Origin of the sequence: Paraburkholderia sediminicola, assembly GCF_046030555.1 — a bacterium.
GTDB lineage: Bacteria > Pseudomonadota > Gammaproteobacteria > Burkholderiales > Burkholderiaceae > Paraburkholderia > Paraburkholderia sediminicola_E.
Genome location: NZ_JAQQCH010000052.1, coordinates 1 through 8,390, shown reverse-complemented (window position 1 = coordinate 8,390; position 8,390 = coordinate 1). Strand labels below are relative to the sequence as shown.

Below are 8,390 nucleotides of genomic sequence, written 5' to 3'. Positions count from 1 at the left end.
GGGGCCCCCCCCCCCCCCCCCGGGGGCCCCCCCCCCCCCCCCCCCCCCCCCCCCCCCCCCGGCCGACATTTTGGCGGAAAACCGTTTGCGGTGGAAAAAGCTAACTAGCGGGAAATGTGCGGCTGGAAAACCGCAAAATCGAACCGCTGAGAAGCGCGCAAACGTTTGACCAGACGAAAAAAAAGCGGGCCTGGAGCCCGCTAAAAACCACACGCTACGGGGTTAGCGCGAGGAGACCAAAGATGGAACCAACTGAGACGACGACCCTGCGTCGACTACGGCCCCAGCAGGGATGCCCCTTTACAGGGCTTCGGCATACGCCGACCGGCAAGTGCATCGTATCCGCTCACACCACGCACCCAGCCACATCCGTGTTGAAACCGTTGAGGGCATTGTGGGCGAATTAACCTACGAGCGCGGTAACAAAGTGTTTCAGGTTGTAACGCCCGCCAGATAAGGCGTTGCGGGACATATTTCCATTTAGGATCGTTTTAAACGTAATTTTTACCGATGACTCATGCGCAATTTCATACGCCTGATTGATGCTATTCGGGACGCATACTGCGGCGTAATCCGTTCAGTCGATTCCGCATGAAATGGTTGCATGCTCATCTTTTTTGGGCCGCATCGGCTGTATTACAGGCGCTTTTCCAGTGTCACGAAATCGTCAGATTTGCGGACGATCGTGCGCGCTGCATCGCAGCATTCCGTGCTCACGGGAAAGACACGCAAGGGCCCGGTTCGTTGGCCCCTGTTCAACCACATTGTTTGGATTTTGCTTAATGCCTCGGGGTCCGGTTACACGATTATGCGAGCCATGCGGACCTATTAATCGGCCGCGCCGCCTTGCTTTTTCGATTGGGCAGGGCGTGCAGGCCGACCCCTGTAAACGTCACTTCAGCCATTTGTCCGAGATCGCCTGATATTCGCCGGTTGCTCGGGCCAGATGCAACCACTGATCCACGTATTGCTGAAACGTCACATCGCCGCGCGGCAGCAGCCAGGCTTTCTCGCCATACTGGAACGGCTTGTCCGGATGCACGGAGCAAAGACCCGGATTCAGCTTTTGCTGCAACAAGGTCTCCGACGCGTCCGTTACCATCACATCGGCCTTTCCAGCGAGGATCTGCTTGAAGACCGTCACGTTGTCCGGATAGACGGTGAGGTTCGCATGCGGGAAATACTGCTTGGCGAAACGCTCGTTGGTGCCGCCTGGATTGACGATCACGCGAGTCGCCGGCTGGTCGATCTGCGCCACCGTTTGATATTTGTTGACGTCGTCACACCGAACGATCGGCGTCTTGCCGTCGACCATGTACGCCTGCGTGAAAAACGCGCGCTTCTGGCGCTCGAGCGTCGGCGAAACACCGCCCACGCCGACGTCGCATTTCGCGACGAAGTCGTTCATCAGGTTCGACCAAGAGGTCTTGACGAATTCCGCCTTTACCCCGAGCGACTTGGCGAGCGACTCGGTCATGTCGATATCGATGCCTTCGAACTGGCCGTCTGGCTTGTAAAACGAGTACGGCTTGTAGTCGCCGGTTGTACAGGCGCGCAACGTGCCGCGTGCGAGGATTTCGTCGAGCCGTGAGGGCGCCGCGGCGGCGGTGCTGGTCTGCGCCTGGGCCGCGCCTGTGTGCATCAATACACCGGCCAGAATGCCGAGCAGTGCGAGTGCTGCCTTGTTCATCGAGTCTCCTTGGTTGCGCGTAATTGTTTGGTAAGGCCGTTGGATGATAGCCCGGCAATTCGCGCTTGAACATTGGCCGTTCAGCCAGGCCACGGCGCTGCACGGGCCTGCAAAAAAGCGAGCCACAAGCAAGGTGCACGCGAGTTATTGCCCGCATCAAGCGCGATGCAGCGAGCCGGGTCCGGTAAAATGCCCCTTTGCCTTCAGTCGTACGCAACGTGGCCCATAAACTCCTGAACGACACTTTCCTGCGCGCACTGCTGCGCCAGCCGACCGACTACACGCCGATCTGGCTGATGCGCCAGGCTGGCCGCTACCTGCCGGAATACAATGCCACGCGGGGTCGCGCGGGCAGTTTTCTCGGCCTGGCCAAGAACCCGGCGTACGCAACGGAAGTTACGCTGCAGCCGCTCGAGCGCTATCCGCTCGACGCCGCGATTCTGTTCTCCGACATCCTGACGGTGCCGGACGCCATGGGCCTCGGTCTCGAGTTTGTCGCCGGCGAGGGGCCGAAATTCACCCGGCCGGTACGTACCGAAGACGATGTGGCGCGCCTCGCTGTGCCGGATATCGACGCCACGCTGCGCTACGTGACCGACGCAGTGCGCGAAATCCGCACCGCGCTTACCGATTCGCAAGGCCGCCAACGCGTGCCGCTGATCGGGTTTTCCGGCAGCCCGTGGACACTGGCGTGCTATATGGTCGAAGGCAGCGGGTCGGCGGACTTCCGCACGGTCAAATCGATGCTGTACGCGCGGCCGGACCTGATGCACCGCATTCTCGAGGTCAACGCCAAATCGGTTGCGGCGTACCTGAATGCCCAGATCGAAGCCGGCGCGCAAGCCGTGATGATTTTCGACACATGGGGTGGGGCGCTTGCGGACGGCGTCTACCAACGCTTCTCGTTGCAATATATCCAGCAGGTCGTGAGCCAGTTGAAGCGCGATCACGAAGGCGAAAAAGTGCCGGTGATCACCTTCACGAAGGGCGGTGGGTTGTGGCTCGACGAGATCGCCGATATCGGCGTGGATGCCGTCGGTCTCGACTGGACGGTGAACCTGAGCAAGGCGCGCGAGCGCGTGGGTAGCAAGGTGGCACTCCAGGGCAATATCGATCCTTCGGTACTGTTCGCGCCGCCGGCTTCGATCCGGATGGAAGCGCGCGCGGTGCTCGACAGCTTCGGCAATCATCCTGGCCACGTTTTCAATCTCGGCCACGGCATTTCACAATTCACGCCGCCGGAGAATGTTGCCGAACTCGTGGACGAAGTGCATCGTCATAGCCGCGCGATTCGCAGCGGCGCGCATGCACCAGGCTGACGCCGTAAACGTTGCCATTATTGTTGCAACGCAGCGAACTGGGCTCTCGCTCTAAGGGAAAAATTACAGTCAATGGGCCGTCAGATGGCGGTCTCGCGAAAGTCAAGACTTGACTTATGCACATTGATCACGCTGCGGCGCGGTAGAAGCTTTAGTCGTGTTCTGGCTCTTGCACATTGCGGGCGCATTTGATCTAAGCCTTGTCTGGCAAGGGTTTCACGGGGCCACGACAAAATGTGCGGAATCCCACAGAAGGCCGCTGCAGCGCGGTTCCACGCCCTTCTGAGCGAAGTTCTCAACAAAGTTATCCACAGGCAAGCGAACCGATTGCAATTGTTCAGCCGAATCCAAAACTTAGCGCCGAAATTGAAGTTTTACTTTAACTTCGATGGGTTCGCCGTTTGCCCGGCCTATGCCGTGATGCGGCGTCGTGCCGCATCCGTTTACCCGATCCGCACTGCCGCGTGAGTGACGTGTTCGTCCGCGTCGCGCTGGATCATCCGTTGCCGACTTTGTTCGACTACCGCTGCGACACGCCTGAGCGTGTCGCGCCGGGCATGCTGGTGAGCGTGCCGTTTGGCAAGCGTCACGTGGTGGGCCTCGTGTGCGAAGTGACCACTCACAGTGATGTGCCCGTTGAGCGTCTGCGGTCGGTCGACAATGTTTGCACAGCCTGCCCGCCGGTGTCGGCCGAATGGCTGGCTCTCACGGCCTTCGCCGCCGACTACTATCAGCGCGGCCTCGGGGAAGTGGCCTTGCCCGCTTTGCCGCAAGCGCTGCGTGATGCCTCGCGCTGGTCGCGTCTGTTCGCACCGGAAGAGCGATACAGCCTGACGGCGGAGGGGCGCGCCGCGTTGCCAGGAACTTTGCCTGCGCGCGCCAGTGCGTTGCGCAAGCTTGCTCAAGCCCTAGCCGAGGCCGAGTTTCTGATTGCCGCCGACGCTCGCGCGCTCCACCCCAAAGCCATTGCAACGTTGGACGCATGGCAGGCCGAAGGCTGGGTCGCGCTGGAGGTGATCGAAGCCGCCGAAGTGCTCGCCGCTCCTGCATCGCCGGATACCCCCGTGCCCAACCTACCCACCCTCACCGGTGAACAGGCGAGCGCAGTCGAAGCGATCCGCGACGCGAACGGCTTCGCGCCGTTCCTGCTGCACGGCGTGACGGGCAGCGGCAAGACCGAGGTATATCTGCGCGCGCTCGCCGAGATTCTGGCGGCGAAGCCCGACGCGCAGGCACTCGTCCTCGTCCCTGAAATCAATCTGACGCCGCAGTTCGAGTCAGCCTTCCGTGCGCGCTTTGCGGCGCTCGAAGGCACGTCGATCGTCACGCTGCACAGCGGTCTCGCAGAAGGCGAACGCGCTCGCAACTGGTTCGCCGCGCACACCGGTCGCGCCCGCATCGTGCTCGGCACGCGGCTGGCGGTGCTCGCATCACTGCCGAAACTCGCAATCATCGTCGTCGACGAGGAACACGATCCGGCTTACAAGCAGCAAGAAGGCTTGCGCTATTCGGCGCGCGATCTGGCGATCTATCGCGCCAAGCAACTCGATTTGCCGGTCGTGCTCGGCTCGGCCACGCCGTCGCTGGAAAGCTGGTGGCAAGCGGATCAGGGACGCTACAAGCGTCTTACCCTGTCGCGCCGTGCAGTCGCCGAGGCTGTCCTGCCGACCGTCAGGCTGGTCGATCTGGAAGAGGAGCGGCGACGCGGACGGGCCTCCGTGGAGGGTTTGTCCGGGCCGTTGATCGCCGCGTTGAAAGCGACGCTCGAGCGTGGCGAGCAAAGTCTCGTGTTCCTGAACCGGCGCGGTTACGCGCCGCAGCTCGCCTGCGACGCTTGCGGCTGGGTCGCCGGCTGTCCCCGCTGCAGCGCCTATGTCGTGTTGCACAAGCCCGAACGCGCGCTGCGCTGTCATCACTGCGGCTGGGAATCGCGCATTCCGCACGCGTGCCCGGACTGCGGCAATGTCGACATCGCGCCGATGGGACGCGGCACGCAGCGCGTCGAAGAAACGCTGGCGAGCGCGGTGCCCGGCGCTCGCGTGCTGCGCATCGACGCCGACAGCACGCGCCGCAAAGGCAGTGCACAGGCGCTGTTTTCCGATGTCCATGCAGGCGAGGTCGACATCCTCGTCGGCACGCAGATGATCGCGAAAGGCCACGATTTCCAGCGAGTGTCGCTGGTCGGCGTGCTGAACGCCGACACCGCCTTGTTCTCACACGACTTCCGCGCAAGCGAACGCCTCTTCGCGCAATTGATGCAGGTGAGCGGGCGGGCCGGCCGTGCCGGTTTGCCGGGCGAAGTGCTGGTGCAGACGCGCTATCCGCGCCATGCGCTGTATCACGCGCTGGGGCGGCATGACTACGTCGGCTTTGCCAATTCGACGCTGGCCGAGCGGCGCGACGCCCATCTGCCGCCGTTCGCCTATCAGGCCTTGCTGCGCGCCGAAGGCCGCACGCTCGAAGCCGCGCTCGCCTTCCTGCAGCAGGCCGCCGCCGCGCTGACGGAGATTCCTGCTGCCGAGCGCGTGACCGTCTACGACGCCGTGCCGCTCACCATCGTCAAAGTGATGCATGTGCATCGCGCGCAATTGCTGATCGAGAGCACGTCGCGGGCCGCGTTGCAGGCTACGTTGCGTGCGTGGCAACCGATGCTGCGCGGCGTGAAAGGCGTGCTGCGCTGGAATCTCGAAGTCGACCCGCTCGACATCTGACGTCCGCTGCAGGCCGCCTCGCGGCGTTACTTCTTTAAGTCATATTCATAGAGCGAATGGTCGTTTCGTTTTGCGACGTCGCTCGCCTATATTTCGCCGAATCGGCGCATCTTCAGGCAAAACTCAAAAATCCCGCGCCGATGCACCTTAACTTTCTCGGGGCATTTGCGATGAGCGATACCAACCAGACGCTGCCTACCGGCGCCGCGCCCAGCAAACCGCGCAGCGGCCACAGCACGCACGGTGGCGGACTCTTTTCGACTGAAGACTGGTGGGCCGTCTGGGTCGGCCTGCTGGTGATCGTGATTGCCTGGGCGCTGTTCGCCTCGGGCAGCAGCATCAAATGGCTGGCGGTAGCACCGGTTAAATGGTCGAACGTGGGACAGGCCGCGCAGGACATCGGCAAGCATCTGCCAAACTATGTTGCGTTGTTCGTCGTGTTCGCGCTGCTCTTCGGCGTGAGTCTCGCCGCGCTGAAACAGCGGGTCGGCGCTTTTCTGGCGTCGTTCCTGATCCTGTTCATTGCATCGGCGCTGATCTTCACGCTGGGCGCGTGGGTCAACGCGTCGAAATACAATCTTGAGCCGCCGCTCGTCGCGCTGGCGCTGGGCCTGTTGATTTCCAACGTGTTCAAGTTGCCCGAGTGGTTTTCAGCGGGCTTGCGCGTGGAGTTTTACATCAAGGTCGGCATCGTGCTGCTCGGCGCGACGCTGCCGTTCACCTTGCTGGTGTGGGCGGGGCCGGTCGCGGTTGGGCAGGCGTCCATTGTCTCGCTCGTGACGTTCTTCGTGATCTTCTTTGCCGGCAAGGCACTCGGCCTCGACCGACGGTTTGCGGCCGTGCTCGGCGTGGGCGGCGCGGTATGCGGTGTGTCGGCAGCGATTGCGATTGCCGGCGCGGTGCGGGCCAAGCGCGAACAGGCATCGGTAGCGATCACGCTGGTCGTGTTGTGGGCGATCGTGATGATCTTCGTGCTTCCGTTCGCATCGCGTTCGCTAGGACTATCTACGGCGGTGGCGGGCGCGTGGATCGGCACGTCAGAATTCGCCGATGCCGCGGGTATCGCTGCGGCGCAAGCCTATGGCGACTTCGCGAAGCACGCGGGCGGCGTGATCGCGGGCGCACCGGAAGCGTCGCTGCAGGCATTCACGCTGATGAAGGTGGTCGGCCGGGATATCTGGATCGGTATCTGGGCGTTCGTGCTGGCGATTGTCGCGACGACGCGCTGGGAATCGCAGGACAGCGGCGTCAAAGCCACGGCCAAGGCGGGTGAGATCTGGGCGCGTTTTCCGAAATTCGTGATCGGCTTCGTGATCGCTTCGGCGCTGGTGACGTGGATCGCCAGCCACTACTCGTTGGCCGACTACCGTAGGGTGGTCACGCCCGAATTCGTTGCGCCGATTACCGCACTGCGCACGTGGGCGTTCACGTTCTGTTTCCTGAGCATCGGGTTGACCACGCGCCTGCGTGCGCTGTCGGCGACCGGGCTGAAGCCGTTCCTCGCCTTCACGGCGGGCGTGGTCGTCAATATCGCCATCGGCTACGCGCTGTCCGCGCACGTGTTCGCACCGTACTGGAATACCTTGGGGCAGGGCTCGTAATGAGCGAGGCTGTCCGCATCGCCGGCACCGCCCAGGCACGCGGCGACGCGTGTGCGCCGCGCTGTGCAAGCTGCCGGTATCGCGCCGAAGATCGGCATTCACTGGAGCAGAGCATTCCGGGTCTCGCCGTGTTCAGTTCGGGGTTTGGCGCGAGCGTGGCGGACAGCCGGCTATGCCGTTTGCACGACCAGCTCGTTTCGCCCGACGACACCTGCGCACAGTTCCAGCCGATGCCGCATCAGTGACGCGCGTCTCTGCGTCGCCGCGGGTTGAACCGGGCGGCGCACATTCACTGCTTGCTGTGTCAGTCGAAACCGGCGTCCCTACGTCTATCGCCTGTCGCCGGTCTTAGTCACTCAATCGTTCAAAGCTGCCCGCGCATCGCCAGCCGATGCGCGCGATGCCGGGCGCGCGCCCCTTTCTGAAGCCGCGCGTTTGCCCGAGCCACCTGTCGCGCCGCGGATAAACAGCACAGCGCAGGTCGCACACATCGCCCAGATGCCCAATACCACCAACCACTTTTCCATTTCGCCAGTCCTCTAAAACCCCGTACCGTTTTTTTGTGCGTGCCTCGCGGCCGCGACTATCCATGTCTGTATAACGGCACGCCGCGCAATCTGATAAGGGTAAAAGCGAAAAGAATCACGCCAGGGAAAGTACTGATCGCAACCGTCGTCGCCACGCGCGGCGCCATCCGCCGCAAACCCCCACTGTACAAGGCTTTCATGAAGGTGCAACCATGCACGATGCATGGTTGCACCTTTTTATTGGGAAGCGTACGATTCGCTCAACTTTTAGTCTTTCGCCAGCGAATTCGTCTGGTCTCCGAAGAAGGAAACATGGCTAGCACCACCCTCGGCGTCAAAGTTGACGACCTCCTGCGTTCCCGGCTGAAAGATGCCGCCACTCGCCTCGAACGCACTCCGCACTGGCTGATCAAGCAGGCGATCTTCGCATACCTCGAAAAGATCGAGCACGGTCAATTGCCGCCTGAATTGTCGGGCCATACCGGCTCGGCCGATCTGGCTGACGGCGCCGCGGTGGAGCAGGAGGAAGACGGTGCGTCGCA

Annotated in this window: 6 protein-coding genes; 5 read left to right on the top strand and 1 reads right to left on the bottom strand. The window is 62.4% G+C overall.

All coding sequences use genetic code 11. The features are described from left to right. Positions 1–892: 892 nt before the first annotated feature. On the bottom strand, positions 893–1,690 hold the full coding sequence (locus tag PQQ52_RS34395; RefSeq protein WP_408221460.1) for a transporter substrate-binding domain-containing protein: 798 nt from the start codon (positions 1,688–1,690) through the stop codon (positions 893–895). A 218-nt stretch (positions 1,691–1,908) separates the two neighbouring features. Between PQQ52_RS34395 and hemE the strand changes: the two genes are divergently transcribed. The 5 genes from hemE to PQQ52_RS34370 form a co-directional block, all read left to right on the top strand. Beyond that, complete coding sequence (gene hemE / locus PQQ52_RS34390; RefSeq protein WP_408221458.1) at positions 1,909–3,009, top strand: uroporphyrinogen decarboxylase; 1,101 nt, start codon at positions 1,909–1,911, stop codon at positions 3,007–3,009. Between the two features lie 464 nt (positions 3,010–3,473). Beyond that, positions 3,474–5,720: a primosomal protein N' gene (locus tag PQQ52_RS34385; RefSeq protein ID WP_408221456.1), complete on the top strand. Its 2,247-nt coding sequence runs from the start codon at positions 3,474–3,476 to the stop codon at positions 5,718–5,720. A gap of 170 nt (positions 5,721–5,890) precedes the next feature. Continuing rightward, positions 5,891–7,321 carry a YeiH family protein gene (locus PQQ52_RS34380; protein ID WP_408221454.1) on the top strand — a complete coding sequence of 477 codons (1,431 nt, stop codon included), beginning with the start codon at positions 5,891–5,893 and terminating at the stop codon, positions 7,319–7,321. Beyond that, positions 7,321–7,566 (top strand): hypothetical protein, encoded by a 246-nt coding sequence (locus tag PQQ52_RS34375; RefSeq protein ID WP_408221452.1) that lies wholly within the window; start codon positions 7,321–7,323, stop codon positions 7,564–7,566. The genes PQQ52_RS34380 and PQQ52_RS34375 overlap by 1 nt, the downstream gene beginning before the upstream one ends. 594 nt (positions 7,567–8,160) lie before the next feature. Further along, a partial coding sequence (locus PQQ52_RS34370; protein ID WP_408221451.1) for a hypothetical protein occupies positions 8,161–8,390 on the top strand: 230 nt, incomplete at its 3' end.

Coding starts and splice junctions, on each gene's coding strand:
- PQQ52_RS34395 (WP_408221460.1), bottom strand. CDS start 1,690: ATGAACAAGGCAGCACTCGCACTGCTCGGCATTCTGGCCGGTGTATTG.
- PQQ52_RS34380 (WP_408221454.1), top strand. CDS start 5,891: ATGAGCGATACCAACCAGACGCTGCCTACCGGCGCCGCGCCCAGCAAA.
- PQQ52_RS34375 (WP_408221452.1), top strand. CDS start 7,321: ATGAGCGAGGCTGTCCGCATCGCCGGCACCGCCCAGGCACGCGGCGAC.